The organism is Fischerella muscicola PCC 7414, assembly GCF_000317205.1.
GTDB lineage: Bacteria > Cyanobacteriota > Cyanobacteriia > Cyanobacteriales > Nostocaceae > Fischerella > Fischerella muscicola.
Map to the genome: position 1 here is coordinate 26,437 of NZ_AJLK01000151.1, position 26,614 is coordinate 53,050.

A 26,614-nucleotide genomic window follows, 5' to 3' on the forward strand; every position below is an offset into this window, starting at 1 on the left:
TTTGTTAATTACTTTCTAACTTTGATTTTGGAACTAACAAATTTGGTGGCGTTAACAGCAACCGTAGCAGTTGTACTTGCTCCACCTGTAGCGATTCCTGCTGCAATTTCAGAGCCAAATGCTACTGTTTTACCTAATCCTGTCCAAACAGCTATTCCACCACCTGCGGCTAATGCAGATGCAAGGATAGGAGAAACTAACCCAACAAAAAGCAGAAATATCATCGGTTGATTTTGTTCGGAATTAGCGATAAGTTGTCCGCACAAACCAATAATCATGTTGAAGCAGAGTTTCGCCATTCCAACGGTGAAATAACCAGTTAGCCAAGCGAAAATAGGTTTTGCGCCAAAGGGGAGTAGCGAACCGCCTATTGCCAACGGGCCAAGTAGGGCAGTTAAAAGCATCGTGAATTCGATACCCCACTGGTAAGCGTTATTGAGGGCGAGGAGGATCACTGCGACAAATCCGGTGATCATCGAACCGATTGTACTGGTGATAGTATTACCAATCTTTTCGGCAATTTGACCAGGGGAGAGATTTTCGAGCGCGTCTTTAGCATCAGATAAAGCCTGAAGTGGGTTAAATTCCCAACTACCGCTATCGGGGGCTTCTCCTTTAAATAGATCGGGCGCGGAGGTTTTAAGTTCTGCTTCTGCTTGTTGCAAACAGGTGATTGAATCTTGCGTGTTACCAGGGATGGAACGGCATCTTTCCATTGCTGCCCCTACTTGCTGCTGGAGGGCAATATTGCCGACTGCGCGGTTGAATGCTACTTCTAGGTTGGCTCCGGCAGCAGTAAATTCCAGGATGTCATTATTAACAGTATTAATGTATCCCCGGATGGCGAGTGTTCCACTTCTGAGTAAAGTGCCATTGTTAGCTAGTAGTCCGATCACCAGAATGGGCCATATCCAACTGGAGAGGGCTTTCATATCTTCTTGATTTATCCAGTTTTTGCCTAACTCAACCATAAAAAGGGTGAGTGTGGCGATCGCAAAAAACTGACCAACTTTGCACATCGAGCCGTACAAATTACCGTTGAGGGTTTCCTGCCAAAGTTCATTGAAACCTTCTGCTACTAGTTGCGCTCCAGCTGACGCATTTTCTAAAATGTCTTGCCCAAAAAATGGGTCAGTTGCAATTACAAGATGTTCTAACATGGTCTGTATTATGTACCTGATAGAGAGTTGGTCATCTCTGCAATTGAGATGACCAACTAATTAGGGTGAATTATTCACCGGCGGTAGTTTTGAGACTGCTAAACCCACTGATTTCGACATACTGGGCGCTAATACCGTCCATCATCAGGTTTTGACGGCGGCGATCGCTTGCCCCCTGTTCGGCAAGTTGAGATAGCATCAGGTTAGTTTGCTGGGCATCGTGCCGTGTTTGCAGTCCGTCAATGCGAGATTGACCCAACATTGAGACAATTTGCGAGTTTTGGGCAGCAATGACCTTGAGGATGTTTTGTGAAGCATCCATTGGTTGTGCAGATTCTGCGAGTTCTTTGGCCTCGGCTACAGTTTGTTCAGTTGCTTCTATCTCATTTTTGGTACGTTCCTGACCGACTTCCCCTAAGACGCTGGCGATCGTGGCGCGGGTGGTTTCTCTCTCCAGTTCGTTAGCTGCACTGACCGCAGCTTCAACTGTGTTGCTTTCATTCCAGTTACCCTTGCTCTTGAGTTGCTCTTTGAGCTTTTCGGCTGAGTTTACTGGATCTGGCATATCCATACTGCCAGTCTGAATAGCAGTTTTAGCTTCGCCTTTCATCCCACCCCATTTATTAGTTCCTGAAGTGAGTTCCTTTTTGGTTTCCTCAAAATAGTTATTGAATTTCCCTAAAACCTTGAAGAAGTCGTCAATTGAAAAGGCATAACTGGGTGCTGTACCGAGTAAAGTAACCAGACCAATTATTGACCCGATTATTACTCCTTTCTTAGTAAAGTTGAATTTTGGTTTCATACTTTTCGTGGATAAAATAATCAATGTGGCAATTTAAAGTTAAGCCACTTGTTTATGAGTTATTGATTCTTCTTGTTATAAATCCAGATTATTCTTAGTTTTTCTTCTATAATTTATGCTGACTTTAATTGCTGATTGTTATTGTTGTCCAGTAATTTTTGTGCTTCTTGACTTAACTCATCTCCCCGAAGCATCTGTATGTAGCTTTCTGAAAATTTCACCATACCCAGCATTGGATTATCGGCATATTTATTGAGAAATAGAGTGCGTAATTCTTGCTCATTCGGGTTATTTGCTACTGCTGCAAGTAAGCAATAAGCAGGATAATACCTACAGAAAGTTAGTTTGCCATTGTCATCAAGTAACCACTGTGAATAAATACTTTCGCGTTTTGGGAAGAATGCTTCGGTACTATTACGCGAGATAATTTCATAAGGGTATTTAAACCTGTTCACAAATGGGTCAACTGCCGATGTTTGAATCCGACCAATCAGGCGGGTTGTGATGTTAGCGAATATCTTGGAAGCAGACTTACTTTGGAAAATACTTTCTGGTTCTTGGGCAGATAAAATTACACGTATACCCGCTTTCGCTCCGTTAGCGCAGAGTCTACCAATTAGCTCGGCTATGCTCTCAAAATTGAATAAAATTGGTGCTTCATCTAAGAAAAATATTGATACTTTAGATGATAAAGCTCTACGTAAGGCTGCGGAATAGGCACTCAGGGCAAGGACTGCGGCATCGGCTTCACTCCCAAGCGATCGCAGCGCAAATACAAGCAATCGAGCATCAGTTCTAAAGCTAGATGGATTGGCGATTGATTGCCCAACTCGTGAATTTAGCCAAAACTTTAATCGCAATCTGATTTGGTCAAGGGCATCGAGAATTTCTTTACTATTATTGGTGATGGAATCGAGCTTGATAAATCCAGGCGAACAATAATTATAGAAATCTTTAAGTGTGGGAATATCTGCCCATTCAGGTGTTCCTAATCCATTTTCTAATGCTAGCTTGTACCGAAGTTTGATATCTTCATCGTTGTAAAAAGTTTCAATTGTGATTGTGATGATACTTTCAATATTTGATACTGTTGTCGGACTTACCCCTACAGGATTTGTCCCTAGTACCATAATCATTAATGTTGATTTCAAGAATTCCTTAAAATCGGTCATTCTCTCTTTAATAACTTCAGGCTCATACCCCCTTAAATCAGGTAATTCAAATAGATTGTTTGATTCTTTACTAATATCGAAATATGCCCCTTCCTCTCCCATAAATTTGGTGTAGTCGGTAAACGTACTAGTACCATCGGGTTTGGGATAATCAAGTGCAATTACGGGAATGTTTTGAGCCAAGGCAGGTGTTAATAGACCTGCTACTAAGACAGATTTACCCGCACGGGTAGTACCAAAAATGGCAAGATTTTTGTGCTGCTTGTACAAGTCAAGATGTACTGGGGTTCCTCCCTCTTCAGCAATTAGCTCAAACCCGGATTTATCTCCTGTAGCCGTTCTAACTATCGGCATGAGTCCGGGAACTTCTGATGAGAAATAAGGGAGGCGACGGTTAAAGGGTCTTGTGAGTAGATTTTCCCAAACAACAGGTACACATTGTAACCATGTTTTCCAGGCATACTCGATTTCTCGATCGACTACAGCAGGTCGCAAGAAGCAGCTAGAAAGGTATTGGCAAGCTTCATCAAGTTTTTGACGACTGTGACGATGGACACAAAAAACAACAGCAGTGTGGATGGGGAGACTGCCTCTGAGGATAGTTTCTTGTGCCTTAACTGCCTCCTCAATGTTCATATTGGCTTTTACGTCAATTGAACCCTTCTCAGAAGACATGGCGCTGGAGGTAATTGACTGTTTAGTAATTCGTTGCAGAGCAGTTTTGGCAAGTCCCTGGTTGGCTTTAGATAGCTGGCAGATAATCTCAGTGTCGGAGATTTTTTCTTTGGATATCACCTCCCAGAGGTATCGAAGCTGGGCGTATTCGTCTACCCAACCCTGGGGCTTTTCGCTAAACTGAAGAACGCCGATATACTTGTCTTGCAGTCTTACCCAGCTGCGATCGAGAAACGGGACAGATTTTTCATTCTCCAGCATCAGGTGGCGAATGTGGAAATCGCTAGTTTGAACTTCTCGAAGTCCCTCTTCATCTAATATGAGGGGATTGGGAACTTTGGGTGCATCGCTACGGTTAAATTGACTCCAAAGAATTGACCATACTTCCTCACTGGTGGCTGCTCGCACTGAAAGTCCCATCGAGTTTGTAAAAAGTTGTTCCCACCGTTGAAACCCAGAGGTAAAGCTATCCCGTAAGATTGTTTCGATTCTTTCTTGCCGAACACCGTGAATTTGTCCAGTAAATTGGAACCAGGCATTTTGCAATTGTTTGATAGTTTTTTCAATTGCATCATTTGAGCGACTGTCTTCAGAAGCCAGGACACTATAGGTACACCAGAAACGTAAAAACTTATTTTTACGAGTTCCTGCTTTAGTGAGTTCTCTTGCTCGCAGACGTTCCGATCGCACTAATAAAGTTAATTGCTCTAAGTCACATTTATCCTCTATCTTTTTTAGTTCCTGCTGCCGGAGAAAATCATCAGTGAACGAACCAAGATGAATTGTGAAGGTTTCGCGTTCGGGAAGTTCTTTGAGTCCACCCTCAATATTTTCAAAAATCGGGAGAATCTGTTCTTCTGGTAAAGACGGGTGGACTCCTTGTACGTCGAAGCAGAACTTAATTTGAATATCTTCTTTTTTCTGGAGGATGAGTGCGCCGATATCTCTACGACCAGCAAGCGAGATACTTGCAATCCCGGCTAAATGAGTAATATCCTCGAACGGTGTTAGGTTTTTGACAACACCTAATTGTTCGGTATCGAGGGATTTTTTACCAATTTTGTCCTTTATTTTCGTTGAGGCGGTCGAACTCATAGCCTGTAGTTTCGTTCGGTGATATTTTTTACTGGAGCAGCTTTATCTGCGTTTTTTCAGCTGGTGCTTTTTATGGGATTGAGGTTGTAAAGGATTAACGAGAGAAACAAAAGGTTTATAGCCACGGGTGATGCGCGGCGTGCCGACAAACTTACCAAAAAAAGCTTTGTTGGAACTTACCGTCCACCAAGTTGCCCATCCCCAAGCAGTTACAATTCCGGTTGTGAGCCAGGAAGCTTGCATAAAACCCTTGACTACCATGTAGGAGATGAGAGCGATCGCACTCCAGGGAACAATTTGGTCGGCGGGAAATGGCCCAAGGCGTGGCTGTTCTCCTAATACGCGGTTGACAGTACGAAATTCCCGTTCTCTGGCCATTATGACGAAAGACGAAAGTCAGTTTTTGAAATCTTGATGAGTGGCACTTGTGGAATTGTGCCACTCGTGGTGGCTTTTTTGACGAGTGACGTATCAGCCTGTTACCAGTCCTGCAAGCAAGTCTCCGACTACAACTGTGAGGGCAACGATAATTGGTGTACGGGCGATCGTTTGCCAATCTTCGTCGTTTCTGGCTGCTTGAACAACCCTAATAAGACCAATACCCAGGTAAATTAGGAACAAACCGCGCAGTACCGCAAATACGTACCTAATAATATCTTCATTGACACCAGTAAAGTATTCTGTGAAGAAGTCCTCTGCGTTTTGCATGAACTGGGCATTTGCGGGTGCAGTGGCGATATCCAACATAAATACTACACCTACCAAGCAGAACAGAACAGTATAAATATTGATGCCATACTTGCGCTGCCATTTCTCAAAGTTGGAAAGTAGCAAGTTTGCTTCCTTGGGTAGTAACGCTACAATACCAGTTCCAAACGCGAGTGATGCCATCACCATCTGGTGGAGTGAGATATCTGCAATCATCAAACCAGTACCAACTGCCATTAGTCCGGTGATGCTGGCGTTTTCTTTCCAGTTGCGACGGCGACGGCTGGGAGCGGGGTATCCGTATTCTTCGTAGGAAGGAACGCGATCTGCGCTTCGCAGCAGCGCTTCGCTATCGCTACCAAAATCAGATTCGTAGTCTGTTTTCATAAAAAGATTATTTCAGAAATTAGTGGATGAAACTTTGTAGAGTAACTAAGGTCGAAACACTGCTTTTTACCAAAGTTTTGATTGGAGTAAATATCTGCTCCAACTTCTCACTTGTGAAATTATTTTATGAGATTAATAACCGTGAAATCATCTAAAAATTTTCTATTTTTAGACACTATATTTTTCAGTAAATCATTCAATAAAAACTCAGACAAATTTGCTTGACAACTTCCAACAATTAAATCAGTGGTTTATTTCATAATGTTTGACCCCCGATATAGGCTATATCGAGGGTCAAAGATTGATATATGAGGTAGTGTAATTACGGTTATTTACCGCTAGGTTGTTGTGATGGATCAACTCTCCGTCAACTAATTCTGCATTATATTTGTGTTGAAATCGAGTTGGAGTTTCTTACCTACTTTGAGATTGAGGGTTTTAGTACTGTTAGCAGGTAGTTCAATAACCTGGTTAACAGGATAGACTGAATCGTACTTAGGACAGGTTTTGGTTTTGCAAGGGGGAGCTGCTTCTACAATTGATTTGATAACTCCATCTCGCAGGAATATCATATCTAAAGGAATATACGTATCCTTCATCCAAAGTTTAACTTTTTCAGGTTTGTTGAGGACAAATAACATTCCGTGATTTTCAGGAATCGAATTACGAAATTTGAGTCCGTGGGCATATTCCTTTCTATCGTCTGCTAATTCGAGTTGAACTGTTTGATTGTTACTGGTAAAGGTTGCGCCAATAGGTAAATACTGGGGCTGGCGAGTCCAAAAGTATAGCGGTAGGGGTGAGAGGGCAGCAGTAAAACCAGCAATTGGCCCAACAAATTTGATAAATTTGATGAATTTGTAAAATAGGCTTTTTTCTGGATTTTGTGCTTGTTTAGTTTGAATGTTGGTTTGAGCAGTTTGTCTTGTGACTTCCATAATTTTAGATAAATAAGGTAGTAAAGTGGTTAGAAATGGCGAGCATTATGAACTGTTGAAATGTTTTGGTTACATTTGCTTTCGTCCAAACATGATGAAACTTTAAATTGATTTATGAGGTGTGCTAGCTGAAAATATCAATGTTGCCAACAGCAAACTTGCTTTCGTCTAGGGGACTACTAGGTAAAGCTTGTTGGTCAGCTTTGTTACGCATCGATTCGACTCTATCGGCTTCGCGGATGGCAAGCGGGTTAATCTGACGGCGTTCTTCTAGTAATGCCTCGATTGTTAGTTCAAGTGTGGGGAGTTGGCTTTCTGAGTAGGTATCTTCTGTTATGGTTTCGCAGAATATGGTACTAGCGGCGCGTTCTACAATTGTCTGGATTTCTGCACCTACACAGCGATTGGTGGCTTTAAGAATTCTGCGCCACTGTTCCTCGCTCCAGGGGTCGCCGCCATTGCGAAAGCGTTTGTCAAATCGGGCAGCGTGCAGTTTGAAGATACTATATCTTTCCCCATTATTGGGCAGGTCTACTTTAAATAAATAGTCAAACCGTCCAGCACGGGTGAGTTCGGGTGGCAGCCATTCCATACGGTTAACTGACGCAATGACCAGTACATCTGACGTGCGCTCTTGCATCCACGTCAACAGCTGACCAGCCAGCCGTTTGGCGAGGTCATCATCCCCGGCGAAGCCTTTATCAAAGTCGTCGAAATACAAAATTACTTGATTGAGCCTATCTGCCAGTCGCAACAAGCGTTTGAGTTTCATTTCTGCTTGGTTGCCAAAACTTCTAAAGTTGCCCCAATCGACCATGATGAGGGGAATACCCATGTTCTGGGAACAAGCTTTTGCTGAGTGTGATTTTCCCGTCCCCGGTGGCCCCACAAGCATAATCCCCTTGGGTACGCGCAGATTGTATTGTTTGGCACGCGGGGTAAGCAATCGCTTGAACTTTTTGAATGACTGCTGCATGAGTTCTAACCCACCAAGTTGGACTTTTGGTGGAGGTAAGAATTCGATGTCATACAAGCGGTTAAGCAGTTGAATTTTTTTTGCTAGTAGAAGCTTTGCTATCTCACTGGAATTTCCTAAATCATGACTTTTTCTAATATCGGTTAGGCAATACATAATATCAGAAATATACAAACCAGCACTAGCGTTAGCAATTTCTAAATAGTCTTGATCCGTATATGTGAAAGAAAAATTTTTACTTTTAATTAAACTGTCAATAATTTCTTGTGCATCTGGTAGTTCTTGACTCCATAGGGGAATTTCTGCCGCTATTTCGCTTGCTATCTCGGCGTTGGCTCCTAGTAATATAGTAGTTTTACCACTATCTCTTGTATAAAATTTGAGATTGATTAACGACGACTTCATCCATTCTGATATAATAAAATCGATTTCTTTCGGTGTATCTTCTTTTATCCAAGGGAAGATATTCTCAATGATTAATACTCCCTTGCCAGAATAAATTTTCCAGAAATTGAGTACTTGAAAATAGTCTTCTTTATTTTGTTTTATCGAAGGTTTATAGTCGTCAAACTCTCGAAGAACGAGATTTTCTTCGGCGCTGACGGCTAGTTCTTTAATACTGTCCTCGCTGAGATTCCATATATAGGCTTTTTTGCCTGCTTGCTGACAGTAAGTAGTGATTCGGGTGAGGAGGCGGTGACGTTCTTGGAGGGGAGATTCGCAGGCGATGATTGGATAGTTGTCCGCAAGAAGGTCTTCTAGATAGTCAAAGCTAGACTTCATCTTAGTTGCTTGTAGCGTACTCAGAAGTAATCTTATCCAGAAGAGATGCTGTACGAGAACTGATAATTTTCTAATTCTTGCTTCCAAAAATTAGAAAAAAGTTGATTTACTTTCAGTATTTTGTTGATTGTGTAATCGCGTTGTGAATTTAGATAATTGCAGTATGAAGAGTTAGTGCAAGTATGGCAAAGACACCAGAATATCCAATTGTTGTTATCCCAGAGTTAGTTAAAGAAAAAAAACAGTTTACCCCTTTAGTTTTTCCTTCTGGACAGGGAGATGCACCAATCGGGGCAAGTGAGGGGCTGTTTGAAAATGTTCTCAAACACTATTTTGGTGAAATTGTTTCTCCCCAGCAGGTGATGCTTCCTCCAGGGCATCGACTACCATTTACGGCTGATTTTCTTATTATTGAACCAAATACTGGCTTACACATAGATTTGGAGGTTGATGAGCCAATTTCGTTTGCAACTCTTAAGCCTACCCACTCTATCGGCGAGGATGATTACCGAAACAAGTGTTTTGTCGATGCCAACTGGCTAGTCATTCGGTTTGCAGAGGAACAAGTCTCGTCTCAACCAGAACGCTGCGCTCGATTTATTGCTGGTGCGATCGCTCAACTAACGGGCAATGATACTTATCGCCAGAAGCTACTTCATGTGGAGAAAGTTACTCCTATGCGTCAGTGGTCAGCACGTCAAGCTTCCAAATTAAAGAAGAGTGATTACCGCCAAGGCTATCTTGTCCAAAGGAAGAACTAAGGATGTGAAAAAGTATTTCGAGACAATTTGATGAGAGCCATTAGCGTTCTTCAGCTTTGAAATTTATCGGTGAGGGTTTTGAGATTTTTGGTGGGGTGATCGCAAAGATCATCGAGTTGAGTTGTTAAGCTAGCCAGCAAAAAACAATTCAATGTCAGTTCAACTTGGTCGTTATATATCATGAGTCAACTTTTTGAATATGTTGGATTGCAACTACTAACGCGTCTATCATCACCTCATAACTAGCATCAGTAGAACGTTCTAATGTCATTAATCCAGCCTGTTCGATGGCGATAAAACCAGTAATTGCTGCGTTAACCATTCGCATTGCATCAATTAATTTTGTTTCACTGAGATTGTAGGATTGCAGCACACGTTTGAGGAAACGGAAGACTTCCTGAATCAGTGGTGCTGTTTCTGGATCTTGGAGATTGAGTTGAAATTGGGTCATAACTCGATAGCGGTTGGGGTAAGATCGCGCAAAGTCCCGCGTTGCCCGTCCTCCTGCCCGCAGTAATGCGTGGGGATCGTCCAAGCCATTGGTTCGTTGACGAGACCATTCAATATATTGCTGCCAAATGGTGAGTGCAACTGCCCGTCGCAAAGCTACATTGCCATCTAAATGCTTGTAAATCGCAGGAGGCTTAATACCCAATTCCCTTGCAACCCGATTCACACCTAAAGCAGCTTCCCCTTCTTGATCGAGACAGGCGATCGCAGCATTAATTACATGCTGCTGCGTCAAGGACTTTTCTTTGACTGGACGACCCATAAATAATTTAGTTAATGTAATTAACTAAAAGTGAATATAATTAACTTTATCAAGAACTACCTGTCTACGCGTATGAATAGCCTGACGTTTGCTCCTGCCCATCAGCTTGCGCGAATGATTCGCGATCGCGAAGTTTCTGCTGTCGAAGTTCTCAATGCTTACCTAGCTCAAATCGCCAAACATAACTCGAAACTGAATGCCATTTGCACGCTGGATGAAGACAATGCCTATCTTAGAGCCAGGCTTGCTGATGAAGCTTTAGCCAGAGGCGAAAACTGGGGTGCTTTACATGGCGTTCCCATCACGATTAAAGACATTTTTGAAACCACAGGACTGCTGACTACAGCGGGCTACATTCCCCTCAAAGACTACGTACCTCAACAAGATGCCACCGTCGTTGCCAGACTTCGAGCAGCCGGAGCAGTCATCCTGGGAAAAACAAACATGGCGGAACTGGCTGGTGATTACCAGAGTACGAATTCCCTCTTTCCACGGGTAAATAATCCTTGGAATCTTGACTACACTGCTGGCGGTAGTTCTGGAGGCAGTGCTGCGGCTGTGGCAGCAGGACTTTCAAGCTTGGATTTAGGTAACGATATCGCGGGTTCAGTGCGTCAGCCCGCTCACTTCTGCGGCGTGTATGGTTTGAAGCCTACGGATCGGCGCATTTCTACAGCAGGGCAGATTCCAGAAGTCCCTGGAATGCCAGTGTGTCTTCGGCAAATGATAACAGTAGGTTGTTTTGCGCGATCGCTTGAAGATATCCGGCTGTGCTTCTCCTTAATTGCAGGCTCTGACATTCGCCGTCCTGATGTGCCGCCAATTCCCCTCGATACCCCTTCTGGTAAGTCTTTGCAGAATCTCAAAATTGCTTGGATCGATGAATGGGCGGAGGTTCCTGTTGCGTCCGAAATTCGAGATGCAATGGCTGCGATCGCGCAGACCCTTTCTCAAGCTGGTGCCCAAATTGAACGCTGGCTTCCCAAAAACTTTGACCTATCAAAAACACTGAACCTCTACGGGCGGATGGCTGCATACATCAACATCTACGCTCAACCGATAGATCGATATAACGTGCGTCGCAGTTTGAAGCAGATTTTTCGTACTGCAACCCAAGGCGACAAAGAACTCCGCAAATTGGGGGATTTCAGCCGCCTTCTACCAGAGCTATTAAATCCACGCCTGAAAGGATATTTTGAGGTACTTACCGAGCGCGATCGCTTCACTGCCCAAATGGATGAGGCATTAGAACCTTGGAATGTGTGGCTATGTCCAGTTGCTGCAACCCCTGCCTTTACCCATCGTCCCGCTTGGAGTGCTATTGAGATTGATGGCCGACCCTACCCTCATGCAGTGGCAAACGGAGCTTACACCATGCCATTTAATCTGAGTGGACATCCTGCGGTAGTGATTCCGATTGGACAGACTCAAAATGGTCTACCGATTGGAATGCAAGTTGTTGGCAAACGGTGGCGTGAGATGGAGTTATTAGCGATCGCTCAGGAACTTGATAAAGTAATTAATGCTTTCCGAAGCCCATCTGAAATTATTTAACTAAATTTTATTTCTACGCCGACTCGTTTTCTTTTAGTTGGCTTCAGTTTATATTTTATTATGCTGACTGTTTAATCTCGGTTAAGGCTATTAACATTTCTTCTCGATTGAGATGTCGTTTCTTGCCTGTTTTAGATACTTGGATAGCGTAACTCCATTTTATTCCAGCCTGTGAGCATCTTTTTCTTAACTGTTGAACAGTGATATGTTTGTTTGTAGATCCTTGATTTTTGTTAGATATCCGAAGTTTGGATTTATCAGTTAAGTTTTCAATTTTACTTACAGTGGGTTTTATGGATGCAGTGCAGTTGCAGTGCTTTTCAAAAGCGATAGATATCTCTAGGAAGAATTGTAAAATGAAGAGAGTAGAAAATCCGTAAATAAGAATGTAGAGAAGCCCTGTTAGCATACATTGTGCTAATTCCATTGTTTTAACTCCTGTTGATATAATTAGTAACTGGCTATTTAATGAAGCGGTATACCAGCCTTCTATTTATATCAAAGCGTTAGCTTGTGTAAATTTACTCTGAATAAAAGAATCGATAATAAATTAATGGTGTAATAGTGATGAAATATCTTGGTCTTGGTTTGCTTAGATAAAGATGTCACTCTACATATATCTAACAACTGTTCTAATATTATCAACTAACTGTATTATCATATTCCAAATAGCTTTCCAGCCAAGTATCATTCCCAAAAATCCGCTAACAAATAGACCAAGTACTGATTTAAGGAAGATAACTCCCCTGTAATTTATCTCGACATTTGATTCGGCTCTGGCATAGATAACACCATCTCCAATTTTATTTTTCAAATTCCTCATTTTTTGCTCTTCTTCTCTAATTCTTCTTTCTTCTTGTACCTTCCAGCCCCAAGGGACAGATCCCAAAATGATCGAAATGGGAAGGTAGAATGGCCAGTTATATATATAGCCAAGGGAAGCATAGATGATGAAAAAGGTTAGCCCCAAACCAGTACGCCAAACTAAACACCAAATAATAAACAAACTGTTGATAATAGCGTTACGGATAACTATACTTCGATTTTGATGATATGACATTTGAAGATGTCTCCCGATGGCTAATATTTGATTTTTATTTATGGTAATTGCATACCTGAAGATTAACCTTAAAGCTAGTTTGAATTATCATCTGGTTAGTTGGAATTTATAAATACATAATCAATTACAATTACTTATTGAAATACACCAAATAATGTTGAATTTACCAAGCTATCATAACAATGTTTTTACTTAGTCCGGTATAGTTAATGTTGCTAACATTCATCTTTACTATTTTACCGATTATATCTTCACTGATTTTAAAATTAAGCAAAGTTTTGATGATTTTTTTAATAAGTTTAAAATTGAACTATAGTTTTTAGAAAAAATAAAAATGATTAAGATTTGACTCTTAACCATTTGCTGATATATTCTTAAAGTGATGGGATATACCTATGTTTGATTCACATGCTTGGGGCGTATGCCATTAGTTGTGGTTTTTCTTGTTGCGCCCCTTAGTAGCTGATTGCACCTTAAACCGTACCTGTTTCCCAATAGTTATCTCAGCAATATCGCTAATATCTTGACCAGATTTATAGGCTTCAAGAATTGCCTTATTATTAGCTTGGTACTTAATAACTCTAAATTCAGCAGGAAAATCTTCATCATCTACCTCTACTAGTAAGTTAGCGACTTTGGGCGGGTTATCCCTGATTTCAATTACCCTTTCCTTACCAATATTTTTGTCACTGATTAATCCAATCTCGTGTAGATGGATCAGGGTACGCTTGATTTGTTCAAGTTGAGTTTTACGACGTGAAATTACCTGGTCGTGGAGTTCGGCTACTCGTGCTTTTCTTTCTTCCCAGGTTTCAAGGTCAAGATTTAACTGATCTACTACCCAGGCGATCGCATCGATTTTGGTTTCGATACCATTTTGAACACCCATAAGTTCTTGTACGAGTTGTTCTACTTTACCTTCTTCGCCTAACTCGCTTACTTCTTCTATCTGTGACCAGAGTTTAGCAGCATCTAAGCTTAACTCTTTGAGCGTGAGTTGATTGATTTCGCGTTCAATTGCTTGAGTCATGATTTACTTTTTGATATGAAAAGCCAGTAGCAGTTAACTAGTTACCTGCTACTGCTTGTTGACTAGGAAGAGTTGATGCTTGAAGGGAGATTGAATCTAGTACCCGTACCGCAAGTGATAGTAATCTGACTTTTCTTGTGCTAATTCTGCTTCGTAGTCGTAGTAATCCGCCTCGCTTAGTAAGGTGCTTATTTGTTGAATTTGCTGGGCAGAGGTTACTAATTTTTTGTTAGCTTTTAGATTAGAATTAGTAGTAGTTTTCATGTCTATACAACTTCAATTTTTCAATGAAGTTATTGCGTCAGCAAATGTTGTGATCTTGACTTAGAAAGATAATATTTCTCTTTTACCTTTCTTATAACTATCTACTATTGATTTTTCTTTAACTACTGGCTTTTCTACCACAAAGATAGTTGTCCTGGTGATATGTTTCCCCGTCGTCGCGTATGGAACAGCAGATGACAAGCTGTGCATAAAGCCGCGAGATTCTCGACTCGATTATCTTCTGGCAGATAATTCCAGTGGTGAACCACTAAAGTTTTAATACTGCGTTCTCTACGATTTAACCCATCTCTTTTATCAGTTGGGCGTAAGCATTGTATACCACAGCGCGTGCATTTCCAGTCGGATTTTGATTTGACCTCAAGTGCGATAGTATCCCAGTTTGAAGAATAGCGACTGCGGGTTTTGCTAGTCATTAATCAGTCCTTTTGGGTTACACAAAAATAATTTTGATTATATCGTTAATGTTTATCATAATATACTTAATTTTTTTATATTCAGTTTGATTTATAAATTTATTTGCGTAGTTAGGGAACTCTTAATTTTTAAAAAAGGATAGATATGCACTGATTATTGTAATTGAATAACGCAGGTTATGCCAAAAAATAAAATATAAGTCTTTGATATCGGTATGGATTTCTAGCGGAGCAAGCTAATGATTGACGCAGAGGATCTACTACTTTTGCGGTTGCTCCTTTGATGAATTTAATGCAATATTGTTGTTTTTATATTGAGTATTTAAGCAGAAATTTTTTCGGAAAAATTCACCTGCGACATAACTTGTGCGCGTATTGAATTAGCAGCCGTCTCTGCAATTTCTGTTCTATCAGAATCAGTAAGAAGTACTGCAAGTAGCGATTTGAGAGCTTCGCGGTTAGATATAAACTCTTCACCGTATAAATCATCTTGCAGCAGTGTGGCTTCTAAGTAAGGTAATAGCTCAGGCGCAGGAGATAACAACCGTTCTTTAATGCGTCTCCTTGCAGTCTCTGTTGCCGCTTTTGTACCTACACCTAAATCCCATGTTTCAATTATTAGCCTGATTTCACGGTTAAGTGATACACGCAGCGTTGATAGGCGACCAAATAAAGGAAGGTTAAGCATTAAAGGTGGTAGTGCATTACCCCAATCCAAACCAGCACCAATAGTGCAATTGGCTTCATCTTCGATACGAACAGCTTCATCGAGCCATCCTTCACCAAAAAGTAAATCTATAGCTTCTTGGGTTGTTACTGGCTCATTCACCTGAGAATTATTATTTTGCTGTTGATGATTCATAAATTTTCCCCTGCTCTCCGTCTCAATACACCATACTCAAAGTAAACCAAATTATCGTATTCTTCTTCAGGCCCGCAGTTAAACATATTTTGTTTTTCGTAAAATCCTACAGACCTTGGTAAAGAATGTAACCCAACTCTACCTTCATACCCAAGCTCAACACTTCTAATTCTGGCAAAATTTAAAAGTGCTTGACCAACACCTTTGAATTGAGGCGGACGCTGAATTTCAATTCGGTTAGTGGGGGCAGTTGCAATACCATCAACATAAACTAGTCTCTTACCAATATTCAACCGGGAACCGTGCATTTGTGTTTCTATTATCATTAATCCTTGAGTTGTGTTTTCGCACTCAACTGCATAACCTTCAAGATTTGCTTGATTAGCAATATATCTTAATTTAAATATCCAGTCCCAGTATTTATCTTCTTGAGTAAATAACCTTAATTTTTCGACCCAATCATTTACATAATCATCAACGTGTCTTTGTCCTAAATCTACTAGATAGGCTTCAACAGGTGTATTATCAACACCCCTTTTTAACTCGATTTTTCGCTGCACCTAAAGCTCCTAATTGTCAACTGATTATTAAAGCTTGTGACTGCTATTTGACTGGTAGATAAAAGAGTAAATGTGAATGCGTATATCAATAGCTTTATGCCAACCAGCAAGCACAGCATCATCTGAAATGTCTCCAAGAACTACCAAACTATCTTCTCTATCCACATAGTAAGGTAAAGGTTCAGCCTCTAACCAACCATAAGCGATCGCTTGGGAGTTTTGCTCGTCAAAAACTGAAACTTTTAAGCACTGCTCGTACCTGAAGTAGTAATAGGGTAAATAGCAAGCTGGATATTCTCTTAAAGATTCGCGATTAACTGTGTATGATTGCCAACGTAGTCGCTCACCCTTAATTTCTTTTGGATTAGCTTCTAGCCAATCATAAAGTTTTTTAGCTTGCCGCAATGCGTGGTCTTTGCCTTCAAAAACAACGCTGGGAAGAAAAATCTCGCCGTCAAAATGTACCGCAACTTCAAATAAATCTTCATCCTCATCTTCGGCTTCGGCTTCTGTTACCTCAATGATTCCAGCCTTATATAGTTCAGTCATTTCCCTGCATTGCTTCGTCAGATATACCCCTACATTATTAAAATTTTAGCTTTCAGTTACAAAATAATCAGAACGCTCTGTTGGTTATAATCCCTTATCTGGAAGGAAATTTTGTTTGTGTACACCAGCCAGCACCGTAGTGTTAGCGCAGATCGGCATTATCTCCAGGAGGAACTAAAGCCCTATTCTTTTTCTTACCCGCGATCGCATTAACAGAGCGAATCAGTGTAAATTCAGAAATTCTTAAAATTAATAAAAATTTTAACTTGCCGGATGATATAACCCCGTATCCTGATTAAATTCCCATCCTAACCCGGCTCTATCCTTGCCTTTGCACCATCCCACAAAAAGCGGTGGTGGCAGATTAATTCGCTGCTCGCGTATAGTTTCTACACTTACACCAAGTCTTGAAGCTAAACCTTCTTCCGTTAGCGGTTGGATTCGAGGAGTTTGCCCTTGATAATATGAATTATTATTGTACGATTTCTTCTGCCGTTTCGGTTGGTTGTTGAGATAATTTTGAATTTTAATAATCGCCTCAGCAAATTGTTTCATTTGGGCTGTTATCTCTTCAGTTTTTTGTTCTAAAGAGTCCAAACGTTTATTTTCATTACCAGCAATTGCATCAAGGTCATCTAAAGAACCATCTAGGTATAGCTCAATAAAACGGGTGAGCGTCGCTGTTGCTGTCGTGCCTTTCGAGTTGCAACGGGCGATAAACTGCTCCCACATCTTTTGGTCACAGTTGAAAGATGCTAGCTTCTTTGTTCTCCCTGTATTGCTCATATCTAGGTAATATCTAGGTAATATCTAGGTAAACTAGTCCGCGGACAGGAACAACTGAGCGTGTTTCCATCTTGATAACTACCTTGACACTATCATGATGAGCGTATGAGTGCGATGGCCTAACCGCCCGGCGGAGGCGATACCTTCTGGAGGGAGACGCTTTTTTATTTTTTACCGATGTTTGCTTTTTTTACGCAGTGCGTGAGAAGTCCCAACACGCCCGACGTGGTGAATGTACTTTGCAGTTGTCGCCGGGGAAGCATGTCCCAAATCTGCTTGCAAGTCAAAATCAGAAGCTCCATTTTTCTTAGCCAGCGTCGCGTGAGTGTGGCGCAGAAAGTGGGCGCTGAACTTAATTCCCGCACAAGCAGAAATTTCCTCCATCATCAGTCGCAACCCGCGATCGCTTAAAGGTTTACCCCTGTCCCGCCGACTGGGACTAGGAAACACCGGCTGATCGTTGCCTGCATCCCCACGATAATCCAGTAGCACCTCACTAGTTTCCGGATCGAGGCTAATGGTTCTAGTTTTATTTCGTTTCCCCGTCACAGTTAACAATAGACAGTCCCCATCCTCCCGAAACTGCCGCCAAAATAATCCCGGCGTAATTACGCGCTTACCATAATCAGAAGTTTGCCGGGCAATTTCTCCTGCCCTCACCCCACTGTAAAACATGAGAGTAAACAGCAACCAGTGCATCTTATTAGTGTTGTGTTGCAAGTCTACTGCCATCGCCGCTTTTTCCAACTTAGCAATCTCGCGTTCCGACAGAATGCGCTCTGCGAGCTTATCGTCCCACTGGATGCTTAAGTCCTTGCCCAAGTCGATAGCAAAATAACCAATAGAAGCTCTAGTACCCCACTCCCACAAACTTTTAATCGCCGCCGTGTACTTAGCCGCAGTATTTTTACTAATTCCATAAGTATTTTTCTTTCCTCGTACTGGCTTTTCATCCTTGAGCCAAGCCAGATAAGCGTGTAGATGGAATAACGTTACCATCCTCAAATCAGATATCCCAAACCGCGACTGCATATAATCGACAAGCTCATAACCAATTTGCCGATATGCCCGTCGCGTTTGGTCGCTTTTGATAGTGACAGAATGCACCCATAGCTCAATTAGCTGCTGTGTGGAATTAATTTTCTGGCGGTTGGGAAAATAATAATCCACAAGCGCAACACGAGCTTCATCAAGCGGTAGAGTCACCACCTCCACAGCAAGTGATTCCACGCTTAGTACGGGTAAATTTTCCATAATAAAATTCCCCAACCCCCACTGATAATTATGATGCCGAGAACTGTAATTCCCGGTATCTTTATGATAGTTGTTTCCAGGACACGATTAAATTGCTCATCTAGAATCATCTATATCGTATATACGCGGATATCCCATATGCGATGATGGTAGTGAGAAGAGTAAGGGAAGTAGAGGTAGATGGGGAGGTAGGGGGAGTAAGTAAATATTAGAACTTGAAGCAAATGGTTAAAGAACTGGTTAGAAATCACTTCTCCACAACAAAAGCGCGAGGGACTGGTGGAATATCCGCAGATAAATATAAAACTTCTGTCTGAAGAAGACCGGGAGTTGGTGAAGCAGGCCAAGCAGCGTGCTGAGGAGTTGCGCCTCACTTTTAAGGAGTTTGTGCTGAATTGTATTAAACAAGCACTTGTGGAAGAGAGTCCCGATAGTGCAGATAGTGCAACTGCTGCCGAAATTGAAGCTTTGAAAGCTCAAATCGCCGCCCTGGAAGAGAAGGTGAATATTCCTTCTGCGACCAAATCGGAAGTACATACCCTCCAAGAGCGGTTAAATCAATTGCGGGTGGGGATTTCAAATGAAATTAAGAAGGATAGGGAGCAACTTGCTTCTTTAACGCTGGCGATCTCCCGACTTGAAAGCCAAATTGAACAGCTCATACCTTCCTTAAATCTTCAGGTGGATGGCGAAGGTAATGCCGACAGTGATAGCGACTGGATTTTTGGGGAAGGCTCAGGCAGTTTGGGAGGAGAAGATGTTGAGGGTTTTTGAAATTGGTCATAAAACAATTGTCTTGACCCAAAATAAGCCCTAATGAATTGAGACGCGCTAGTTTTAGTTGTGGATTTTCCCGTGATTGTTTTTTCCCACTCAGCCACAGATTCCAGAAACACTTTAGCACCCAACTATGTTTCAACTGACCAATCTTCGGCTAAAGCTTGTTCTGGATTGAGGATGTCAAACACAAAATGTCCACCTAGTTTTAAAACTTGTTAGACCTCAAGGATCGCAGCAGCCCAATATTCAAGTACAAAATAGCAACTAAATCAAGTGGCGATAGCTAAATCTGTCCCTACTTGCCTAGCATTGATTTCTTATGCTGTAATAGTGCAAATGTATTGCTTTTTAATGTTAAGAGCGCAGATGATGTAGTTTATATCGCCACTATCAATCAAGGCATTTTACACTATCTCAACCATTTGTAGGAGACATTAGGGTGAATATTATTTCTGAAGGTGACAATCATTTAGCTCCCTTAGATTACAGCAGTTTACTCAACAAAATCTTGGAAGTGCTGCCCAGTCAAAACCCATTCCAGTTCTCCCCAGATGACAGTCGATTGCGGATTAATATTGACAAAATCGCCGATCTGGTTGCTAATTCACAAGTGGAAAGCCCTTTGGCATCTGCTAGCGGGATTCGTTGTGCAACTATCAACCTTAGCGATCGCACAAGTAAAAATTTCCCAGAGCAAATCAGGCTAATCCGCGATCGTTTGCAAAACCTCTTGATTGCCGCATTACCACCAAACAAAACAGTAGAATCAGCGATTTCGCAATTACTGACAGATTTACAGTCTTTTCAAGGTACAAAGCCATCTCTGGGATTTACTTATCCTTTCGGAGAGTATACAGGTTTGCAAAAACAGCGGCTCAGTCTTCAGCGCCACCGTTCAGGCAGTGATTCTCTCTTGAAACTTCATAAACTAATCATCACAGTTAAAGATGTCAAGGGATTTGATTCTCAACTTTCTTCCAGTCTTGATAATTATATCCAACAAGAATTTAGCGAAGAAACTGAGAGTGATTTAGAGGAATTAAGCGACACACTAGAAGAACTGATTAAAAATCAAAAATCTGACTTTTACAAGCTCAAACGAGTCATGTATACCGAAGCTATTGGTATGCTCAAACGAGAGGCAAAAATCAGGTATTTAGAGTTTATTTTGGAGAATGTTAACGATAGTGTAGATGGCAAAATATATCTTCAAGATTTGATTCGACGGCTACGATTACTAGAAGAATATATCAATGATATCAACCGAGGGTATGGTCATTACCAAGTAAACTATGCCGGAAAGTCAGTCAACTACAGAGACTTATTTTCTCGTGCCGAAGCTTTAGATATTCTCCCCATTATTCCCTTAATCGAAGGGTATTTAGGAGAAACAAAAGATGATACTAAAGGAGAGCAGCAGTTTATTTTTGGTTTCAAACTAAAATTTGGCGGTACAGTTCAAGCTTACGGAGACAAGCCACTTTATGTACTGGATTATTACCTCAACCTAATCGACCCAGAAAGTCAGGAACATAAGGCGGGATTAGGGGACTCTTTTAAAAGTGATTATTTCAAAGAAAAAGTATTAAAAATAATATTTTTATACTATTTTATATTTGCTTCTAGGAGTAATCCTTTAGCAGATAACTACCAAGAAAATTCAGAGCTAAATTATGAACCTGTTTCGGTCTTTGAGCAACAGGTATTACCTGTACTCAAAGGTTCTGACGAAGAAGCTAAAAAGAAAATATTTGCCAAAATTAAGGAAGGAATTGAAAAATTTAACGTCAAAATAAAAATTGAAAAACTCAGGCAGTTACTTAAGGATTTGCTCAAAGATAAGCCTATTCTAAAAAGACGAGAGTATCCGCTTTATCTCGGCGTTAAAAGAGGCATTTTAGAGCGCGATTTAGACCGCATTTTAACTGATGTTACATTTTTCAAGCCTGTCTTTGGTGAGAGGTCACGAGAAGCCCTAAAGTATATTTCCATCAGGGAGCCTCATGTTGATAGCAGCTACCTTTGCAATCTTTCTGTCAGTATTGCAGTAGAAGATATTCGCTATTTCCCCACTGATGACCGCCAAATATTTAGCATGGCGTATGATATCACAAATATTAAAGCACTACCAATTCTTTTGGTTCCTTTTACTGAAGAAACCTGTCAGAACATCTACAATAATTCTTTCAAAGATCAAAAACCAATTTTATTCATCTACAATCATAAAAAGTTACGAGAGCAAATTTTCAACAATCCTGACTCCCCCAAAGCGTTTATTTACCGATTTACTTTTTCTCTGCTTATTTATATCTGCCTGAAAGTACTGCTTGAGTCTGTCAAAGATAAACTGTTTATTCCCATTGTGCGGTTACAACTGAATACTAAGCAGAACTCCACACCAGAAGAAGAATTTATGCGCTCGCTCTCTAAAACTTTATCCCACTTATTGAGCGAAGAACATCAATCCAGTACTCAAGGATTCTGTGTCAAAAACCTGAATCCTTACAAAATTGAAAATGGTCTAAGTTCTCTTTACTCTGTACTGCCCAAAAAATTTAAATTCAACGCTTCTTCTTACAACACCCAGCTAGACAAACTAGCAATTATTATAGTCTCCAGCCGTGAGAGTGATGCCAGTTGGCGAGGTGGAGAACGAATATCAAACTTGTTAGGAGAAGTTGTAGGAGTAGAGCGTCTACAGGATGGCACAGTTCGCTTAGAAAGGCTCAACACCTTCGCAGCAAACTATGAACATCAGCAGATGTTTCAAAGACCTACTATTGTCATTGATGAAGTGGACAAATTGTACCGCCAGGGCTATCGGCACTTTATGTATATTGCCAAGTCTCCATATTCTAGCACTCTCAATATGACTCAGAGTGATGAAGATGAATCACTATTTTTCATGTCTACACCTGTACTCAAGGCTTTAAAGGGAGATAGAGACGACATCAAAATATATCCAGTATTTTTTGATAAATATTATGTGGTAAATCTAGGGCAGACTGTTAGTTCTTTGTACATACAAGACACGCTTGAACTAACAGGCTTAGTTGAAGATCCCAGCAAGAAAGCTGTTGTCTTTTTCAATCTCTTCAATGGAATTAAAGTCGGTCAAGATGACGAGCGTTACTACAACGGGGTAATTTCCTACGCCACCTTGCTAAATGTCTATGATGACATTCTAGATGATGAAGATATCCGTAGGGGACTAATTTATGACCGCGAAAACAATCCTATCAAAAATGATATCTTGCAATATCTAACCTTATTCCACTTTTCGCGTTACGAAGCTGTTCCCAGAAAGAATCGGAACATTAGCTTTAAACTTGACCCTTACGAAAACATCATTGGAGATGATGCCGTTGGTAAATTATCAGTTTTCAAGCATACCACTAGGAGTGTAAGCTTTAACTCTTTGGCGTTTTTAACTGAAGTTAGACGTGCCTTGAATGTAGAAGGAGAGGAGCGGAAATGATTGCGGAAGATTTAGGAAGATTATTTGAAATCGGCTTCAATGTTGGCATCCTTGCTTATATTCAGCAAAACCAATTGAATCACCGATTCGGAGATTTATATCAATGTGACTTACAAGCATTGCGGTTTCCACAACTGCATCGACGTATAGTTGACCGCGCTAACGTAATTAATGATAGTGATAGTAAAATCATTGCTAAGTGGAGTATATTTTTTCTCCAAAAGGGGTTTTTATCCGGCTTAAATTTCTTTAGGGAGTACCTGGAATCAACAGGTTGGAAACAGCGAAAGCTGGAAATTTTATACTACCAGTGTAACTTTTGTGATGACAACAGCCTTGGTACTCTTGTTAAGGGTGAGGAACAAGTCTTTAGAGATATCTTGTCACAATTAGGAAATATCAAGGTTGATATCGGTCGCTATAAGCAGCAAGGAGAGTTTCTTAGGGCTGATACTTTAATGCTGCTGCACAACGGCAAACAGTTTCGTATTCTCTCAGTGGATTTATCAGTGTTCTCGATTAAGTCAGCTGAAGATATTAAAGATTTAGATAATGTAGAAGTTATACGGCAATTACTGCTCAGTGAAATTAGTTATTTACGCTCAAAAAGTGTTTTCTCTGGACTTAGTATCGATACGGGAACAGACACCACAAAACTTGGATTAACCTTTTCTGAAGGGATTGCTCGTTATTTCACAGCTTTCAAGCGCAAGGACAAAGAGAGTGTCAAATTAATCCAAGCAGCCAGTTATGCTCATAGCTTCTATGAGTTTTTACGACAGCACTCTCTTCTCCAAGAAGCTGATCCCGTGATGTTTAGCATTATGGGTTACACTGACCGAGGTGTTAGTGCGATGTCAGTAAATCGAGAAAATTTAGATATCTTAAATACCTGCCACCGCATTTATAAGCAGCAACAAAGTGGTCAAGCGATCGTCGAAGCTCGTCAACAAGTTCTCAGAATCGTCAAAAGGAAAGCAGCTGAGAGTTTTGTTAATGGCAAGACATTTATAAACTCTCTTTTAGCAGTACCACCTGATACAACTACTTTGGTTACTCACCAGGAGCGAGTAACAGGGTTTTTTAACTCAAGCGGGGAAGTGCCACCTCAATTAATGGCTCAACTCGGACTGAGTGGTAGTCTAGACCTACGTTCGGCTCACACCGCACTAATTAAAACTGCCCTGACTAATGACAATCCTTATCTTTTCTTAACTGGCAATCCTGGCATTGGTAAAACCACAACCATTGTAGAATTTCTCAAACAGCATCTCGACGATGGCTTTTTGTTCTTCTATGTCAGTCCCAGAAAAAACGTTAACAAGGACGTAATTGAGAAGTTCAAGAGTCAACCGGGAGAATCATTGGGCGGGAGCATTGCAGCACCATTGGAGAATCACGGACTGTTTTGCATCAATACCAATGCAGACATTATTCAAGCTAATGGTGGACACTGTACTGTGCAGTATTTCTCTGATTTACAAGAAGGGGACTTTACAGAACAAGCTGTTCATTTTATCGATGGTCAGGCTCTTATTGAGCGCAGTCTCTCTACTTCTCAAAGACTCCAGCGCAAAATGGAGGATTTAATTCAGGATGCTGGTGAGCAAACTAAAGGAGTTTTAGATAGCATTTGTGAAGCTATTTACACAATTATAGACCGTCAACTTTCCAATAATATAGTGGCAACAATTTCGCTGCAATCTTTGAAAAAAACGGGTAACGGTCAAGACACTCTCCGCCATTTTGAGAAGATATTTAGGAACGCCTATAACCAAAGTGAAGGTTCAGTCATTCCTGACCAAATGAAGAAAATCTCTCAACGCATTAAACATATATTCATCATGGTTGATGAGATTACAGGAGACCATAGCGGTGTAGAATTTTTAAACCGCATCAGTTCTATCCTTCGCCAATATGAGTTGACTAATTCCCAATATGGCTTTAATACCAAAATTATTGTAGCTGATGCTTCTATTGTTGACCCAGATGTCATTCAACAGCATCTTTCTACTACAGTTTCAGAACCAGACAAAATCTTTTATCGGCGAGCGTCAGAGAACGACTCACCCCTTTCAGTACAAAATTTTAAGTTTAAGGGATTAGGCGCAACTGTCATCAATTCTAACTCTTACCCTGCTCGTAGTTTAAACATTACTTACAAAGTATTTATTGACTCTTTTAAATTTAGCAATTCAGCTTTTTTAGAGAAAAACAATAGCTTAGTTAACCGTGTACAAGCAGAGATTGCTGAAGATATTAATTCTTTCTTGGATAACCCAGAAGCTGGACAGATAATTGTATATATCCAGGATAAGCAGAGATTAAAAGAATTGACTGAATATCTAAAAAAACATCGACGTAATTTTCAGTTATTTACGGATTATTTAGAAATTCACGCTAATATTTCAGAGCAGGAAAAAGAAGAAATCAAAAAATGTAATAACGAGGTGAAAGTGGTCTTTATGACCGCCTCAGCTAGTCGAGGGTTATCATTTCCTAAAGCTAAACATATTCTGGTTGATATCCCTCGCTTTGCCATTGAGCAAAACTTAATGGAAATTATTCAGGTAATTTACCGGGGTCGCGGTAACTACCTTGAAGATGGAATGACCAAAACCTTAGATAATGAGGAGAAAGATTTAATTCTTTACTTATCAGAGCGGGCTGTATATTACGCTGATGACCCGGAGCTTTCTTTACAAGAAAGTGTGCTGAGTCTTGTGAATATTCTATTAATTTTCAAGACATCTGTCATGACAAGAATTTCTGGGTCTGGGCAGATAGGTAAAGATCATTTTATGATGATTCCTATTGGGGGAAAGTCGGTATTTGCAGCAGGTGAAACCTTTACGGGTAAGATATCTGGTTTAATCAAAGAACTAAAGAAAGAGCATATTCGTCGTCGCAATGACAAACTTTTGAAAGAGGTTTATACGAGCCTAGAGCAACTGTTAGGTCGTGTAAAGATTATCTTGAGTGATTTAGACAATTCCCCGCCGACAAAAACCCTTTCTTATCTGTCAATGCGAGAGTCATTTGCAGACCAGTTTGTGAAGTTGGTAAGTAGTGGTTTGGATCAGCTATTAAGCTTTGGCCCTGTAGAACCCAGCCACATTAGTGGCAGTATGCTAGTAGTTTCTTTAGCTAATAAAGCACTTCAAGAAAACTATGAAATGCGTCTAGAGCGAGAACTCAAACCTTATGCTAATAATGAACTTTTAAAAAAGTTATATTCTATTAATTCTAATCAAGCCTATCCAGAAAATTTGCGTTCAGCAAGTTTTGGAGCAATTGAGCTAGTTAATTTACTTGGAAAACAAATGAGGCGGACACAGTGGTTTGAGCAAAATAGTCAGCGTTTTGACCAGTATTATGCAATTCCACTATTTATATTTACCAGCAATGAAGCGATTAAAGACTATTTTTCTAGGGGTGTAGAGGAGCCAGATGGAGAATCATTCCGAGATATTTTAGCTGAATATATCCGTTGTATGTTTCCTGTAGACAACATTTTGCCCATTAGCTCTCAGTACGGAGAATTTCCATTTGTTGTTTTTAGGAGCTATAGTTTAGGCGAAATTAGGGGTAAGTTATTCAAAGACAAGCAGCTTTTAACTTCCCGTGAATTGAATATATTAAATTTGATTCTTGCTCAAGAAGACTAAGCAACTTCTGTGATGCGGTTTCTTACTTAAAACTCGAAAGCCTGATACAGTTCGGGATTGGGAAGATAAAACTTTGCACCACTGTTACCCAGCATTCGCTCAAAGT

General features: G+C 40.7%; 24 protein-coding genes and 1 pseudogene. 5 read left to right on the forward strand and 20 right to left on the reverse strand.

From position 1 onward, the window contains the following. Positions 1-8: 8 nt before the first annotated feature. The 7 genes from UYI_RS0123580 to UYI_RS0123610 form a co-directional block, all read right to left on the reverse strand. Positions 9-1,160: a hypothetical protein gene (locus tag UYI_RS0123580; protein WP_016869141.1), complete on the reverse strand. Its 1,152-nt coding sequence runs from the start codon at positions 1,158-1,160 to the stop codon at positions 9-11. 70 nt (positions 1,161-1,230) lie between these two features. Next, on the reverse strand, positions 1,231-1,962 hold the full coding sequence (locus UYI_RS0123585; protein ID WP_016869142.1) for a hypothetical protein: 732 nt from the start codon (positions 1,960-1,962) through the stop codon (positions 1,231-1,233). 113 nt (positions 1,963-2,075) lie between these two features. Continuing rightward, entirely contained in the window at positions 2,076-4,904 is a 2,829-nt protein-coding gene (locus UYI_RS0123590; RefSeq protein ID WP_016869143.1) for a hypothetical protein, read from the reverse strand. A gap of 42 nt (positions 4,905-4,946) precedes the next feature. Next, on the reverse strand, positions 4,947-5,282 hold the full coding sequence (locus UYI_RS0123595; RefSeq protein ID WP_016869144.1) for a hypothetical protein: 336 nt from the start codon (positions 5,280-5,282) through the stop codon (positions 4,947-4,949). 93 nt (positions 5,283-5,375) lie between these two features. Further along, on the reverse strand, positions 5,376-5,999 hold the full coding sequence (locus UYI_RS0123600; protein ID WP_016869145.1) for a hypothetical protein: 624 nt from the start codon (positions 5,997-5,999) through the stop codon (positions 5,376-5,378). 371 nt (positions 6,000-6,370) lie between these two features. After that, complete coding sequence (locus tag UYI_RS0123605) at positions 6,371-6,937, reverse strand: DUF192 domain-containing protein (RefSeq protein WP_016869146.1); 567 nt, start codon at positions 6,935-6,937, stop codon at positions 6,371-6,373. 124 nt (positions 6,938-7,061) lie between these two features. Then, positions 7,062-8,696, reverse strand: a complete 1,635-nt coding sequence (locus tag UYI_RS0123610; protein WP_016869147.1) for an ATP-binding protein — start codon at positions 8,694-8,696, stop codon at positions 7,062-7,064. Between the two features lie 182 nt (positions 8,697-8,878). On the opposite strand from UYI_RS0123610, the gene UYI_RS0123615 reads away from it, so the two are divergent. Then, on the forward strand, positions 8,879-9,457 hold the full coding sequence (locus tag UYI_RS0123615) for a hypothetical protein (RefSeq protein ID WP_016869148.1): 579 nt from the start codon (positions 8,879-8,881) through the stop codon (positions 9,455-9,457). Between the two features lie 50 nt (positions 9,458-9,507). Here UYI_RS0123615 and UYI_RS39810 read toward each other — a convergent pair whose 3' ends face one another. After that, a complete protein-coding gene (locus UYI_RS39810) occupies positions 9,508-9,639 on the reverse strand; it encodes a hypothetical protein (RefSeq protein WP_016869149.1) in 132 nt (43 codons plus the stop codon). After that, entirely contained in the window at positions 9,636-10,229 is a 594-nt protein-coding gene (locus tag UYI_RS0123620; protein ID WP_016869150.1) for a TetR/AcrR family transcriptional regulator, read from the reverse strand. Before UYI_RS0123620 ends, UYI_RS39810 begins: the two co-directional genes overlap by 4 nt. 72 nt (positions 10,230-10,301) lie before the next feature. Between UYI_RS0123620 and UYI_RS0123625 the strand changes: the two genes are divergently transcribed. Next, a complete protein-coding gene (locus UYI_RS0123625) occupies positions 10,302-11,783 on the forward strand; it encodes an amidase (RefSeq protein WP_016869151.1) in 1,482 nt (493 codons plus the stop codon). A 58-nt stretch (positions 11,784-11,841) separates the two neighbouring features. Here the strand turns inward: UYI_RS0123625 and UYI_RS0123630 are convergent, their stop codons facing one another. From UYI_RS0123630 to UYI_RS0123670, 10 genes are all read right to left on the reverse strand, one after another. After that, positions 11,842-12,210 carry a hypothetical protein gene (locus tag UYI_RS0123630; RefSeq protein WP_016869152.1) on the reverse strand — a complete coding sequence of 123 codons (369 nt, stop codon included), beginning with the start codon at positions 12,208-12,210 and terminating at the stop codon, positions 11,842-11,844. Between the two features lie 183 nt (positions 12,211-12,393). Further along, positions 12,394-12,843 carry a hypothetical protein gene (locus UYI_RS0123635; RefSeq protein ID WP_016869153.1) on the reverse strand — a complete coding sequence of 150 codons (450 nt, stop codon included), beginning with the start codon at positions 12,841-12,843 and terminating at the stop codon, positions 12,394-12,396. Positions 12,844-13,270: 427 nt separating this feature from the next. Then, positions 13,271-13,873 (reverse strand): siphovirus Gp157 family protein, encoded by a 603-nt coding sequence (locus UYI_RS0123640; RefSeq protein ID WP_016869154.1) that lies wholly within the window; start codon positions 13,871-13,873, stop codon positions 13,271-13,273. A gap of 96 nt (positions 13,874-13,969) precedes the next feature. Beyond that, complete coding sequence (locus tag UYI_RS38130; protein WP_016869155.1) at positions 13,970-14,137, reverse strand: hypothetical protein; 168 nt, start codon at positions 14,135-14,137, stop codon at positions 13,970-13,972. A 134-nt stretch (positions 14,138-14,271) separates the two neighbouring features. Then, on the reverse strand, positions 14,272-14,571 hold the full coding sequence (locus tag UYI_RS35205) for an HNH endonuclease (protein ID WP_071524687.1): 300 nt from the start codon (positions 14,569-14,571) through the stop codon (positions 14,272-14,274). Positions 14,572-14,893: 322 nt separating this feature from the next. Further along, a complete protein-coding gene (locus UYI_RS0123650; protein ID WP_016869156.1) occupies positions 14,894-15,433 on the reverse strand; it encodes a hypothetical protein in 540 nt (179 codons plus the stop codon). Beyond that, the gene (locus UYI_RS0123655; protein WP_016869157.1) at positions 15,430-15,993 is read right to left on the reverse strand and encodes a GNAT family protein; all 564 of its coding nucleotides are present in this window, start codon (positions 15,991-15,993) and stop codon (positions 15,430-15,432) included. Before UYI_RS0123655 ends, UYI_RS0123650 begins: the two co-directional genes overlap by 4 nt. 27 nt (positions 15,994-16,020) lie before the next feature. Beyond that, the gene (locus UYI_RS0123660; RefSeq protein WP_016869158.1) at positions 16,021-16,542 is read right to left on the reverse strand and encodes a hypothetical protein; all 522 of its coding nucleotides are present in this window, start codon (positions 16,540-16,542) and stop codon (positions 16,021-16,023) included. A 261-nt stretch (positions 16,543-16,803) separates the two neighbouring features. Further along, positions 16,804-17,274, reverse strand: a complete 471-nt coding sequence (locus UYI_RS0123665) for a hypothetical protein (protein WP_016869159.1) — start codon at positions 17,272-17,274, stop codon at positions 16,804-16,806. Between the two features lie 225 nt (positions 17,275-17,499). Beyond that, the gene (locus UYI_RS0123670) at positions 17,500-18,582 is read right to left on the reverse strand and encodes a tyrosine-type recombinase/integrase (RefSeq protein WP_016869160.1); all 1,083 of its coding nucleotides are present in this window, start codon (positions 18,580-18,582) and stop codon (positions 17,500-17,502) included. Positions 18,583-18,861: 279 nt separating this feature from the next. Between UYI_RS0123670 and UYI_RS0123675 the strand changes: the two genes are divergently transcribed. Beyond that, positions 18,862-19,356: a hypothetical protein gene (locus tag UYI_RS0123675; RefSeq protein ID WP_016869161.1), complete on the forward strand. Its 495-nt coding sequence runs from the start codon at positions 18,862-18,864 to the stop codon at positions 19,354-19,356. Positions 19,357-19,388: 32 nt separating this feature from the next. On the opposite strand, the pseudogene UYI_RS40260 reads toward UYI_RS0123675, so the two are convergent. Continuing rightward, positions 19,389-19,652: pseudogene (locus UYI_RS40260) on the reverse strand (SAM-dependent methyltransferase); the annotation flags it as partial. A 149-nt stretch (positions 19,653-19,801) separates the two neighbouring features. On the opposite strand from UYI_RS40260, the gene UYI_RS0123680 reads away from it, so the two are divergent. Then, entirely contained in the window at positions 19,802-22,840 is a 3,039-nt protein-coding gene (locus tag UYI_RS0123680) for a hypothetical protein (protein WP_016869162.1), read from the forward strand. Then, positions 22,837-26,508, forward strand: coding sequence for an ATP-binding protein (locus UYI_RS0123685; RefSeq protein ID WP_016869164.1), 3,672 nt, complete (start codon positions 22,837-22,839; stop codon positions 26,506-26,508). Before UYI_RS0123680 ends, UYI_RS0123685 begins: the two co-directional genes overlap by 4 nt. The last annotated feature ends 106 nt before the right edge of the window (positions 26,509-26,614 follow it).

Excerpts from the sequence above, each read along its gene's own strand:
- UYI_RS0123580 (WP_016869141.1), bottom strand. The coding sequence starts at position 1,160 with ATGTTAGAACATCTTGTAATTGCAACTGACCCATTTTTTGGGCAAGAC.
- UYI_RS0123585 (WP_016869142.1), bottom strand. The coding sequence starts at position 1,962 with ATGAAACCAAAATTCAACTTTACTAAGAAAGGAGTAATAATCGGGTCA.
- UYI_RS0123590 (WP_016869143.1), bottom strand. The coding sequence starts at position 4,904 with ATGAGTTCGACCGCCTCAACGAAAATAAAGGACAAAATTGGTAAAAAA.
- UYI_RS0123595 (WP_016869144.1), bottom strand. The coding sequence starts at position 5,282 with ATGGCCAGAGAACGGGAATTTCGTACTGTCAACCGCGTATTAGGAGAA.
- UYI_RS0123600 (WP_016869145.1), bottom strand. The coding sequence starts at position 5,999 with ATGAAAACAGACTACGAATCTGATTTTGGTAGCGATAGCGAAGCGCTG.
- UYI_RS0123605 (WP_016869146.1), bottom strand. The coding sequence starts at position 6,937 with ATGGAAGTCACAAGACAAACTGCTCAAACCAACATTCAAACTAAACAA.
- UYI_RS0123610 (WP_016869147.1), bottom strand. The coding sequence starts at position 8,696 with ATGAAGTCTAGCTTTGACTATCTAGAAGACCTTCTTGCGGACAACTAT.
- UYI_RS0123615 (WP_016869148.1), top strand. The coding sequence starts at position 8,879 with ATGGCAAAGACACCAGAATATCCAATTGTTGTTATCCCAGAGTTAGTT.
- UYI_RS39810 (WP_016869149.1), bottom strand. The coding sequence starts at position 9,639 with ATGATATATAACGACCAAGTTGAACTGACATTGAATTGTTTTTTGCTG.
- UYI_RS0123620 (WP_016869150.1), bottom strand. The coding sequence starts at position 10,229 with ATGGGTCGTCCAGTCAAAGAAAAGTCCTTGACGCAGCAGCATGTAATT.
- UYI_RS0123625 (WP_016869151.1), top strand. The coding sequence starts at position 10,302 with ATGAATAGCCTGACGTTTGCTCCTGCCCATCAGCTTGCGCGAATGATT.
- UYI_RS0123630 (WP_016869152.1), bottom strand. The coding sequence starts at position 12,210 with ATGGAATTAGCACAATGTATGCTAACAGGGCTTCTCTACATTCTTATT.
- UYI_RS0123635 (WP_016869153.1), bottom strand. The coding sequence starts at position 12,843 with ATGTCATATCATCAAAATCGAAGTATAGTTATCCGTAACGCTATTATC.
- UYI_RS0123640 (WP_016869154.1), bottom strand. The coding sequence starts at position 13,873 with ATGACTCAAGCAATTGAACGCGAAATCAATCAACTCACGCTCAAAGAG.
- UYI_RS38130 (WP_016869155.1), bottom strand. The coding sequence starts at position 14,137 with ATGAAAACTACTACTAATTCTAATCTAAAAGCTAACAAAAAATTAGTA.
- UYI_RS35205 (WP_071524687.1), bottom strand. The coding sequence starts at position 14,571 with ATGACTAGCAAAACCCGCAGTCGCTATTCTTCAAACTGGGATACTATC.
- UYI_RS0123650 (WP_016869156.1), bottom strand. The coding sequence starts at position 15,433 with ATGAATCATCAACAGCAAAATAATAATTCTCAGGTGAATGAGCCAGTA.
- UYI_RS0123660 (WP_016869158.1), bottom strand. The coding sequence starts at position 16,542 with ATGACTGAACTATATAAGGCTGGAATCATTGAGGTAACAGAAGCCGAA.
- UYI_RS0123665 (WP_016869159.1), bottom strand. The coding sequence starts at position 17,274 with ATGTGGGAGCAGTTTATCGCCCGTTGCAACTCGAAAGGCACGACAGCA.
- UYI_RS0123670 (WP_016869160.1), bottom strand. The coding sequence starts at position 18,582 with ATGGAAAATTTACCCGTACTAAGCGTGGAATCACTTGCTGTGGAGGTG.
- UYI_RS0123685 (WP_016869164.1), top strand. The coding sequence starts at position 22,837 with ATGATTGCGGAAGATTTAGGAAGATTATTTGAAATCGGCTTCAATGTT.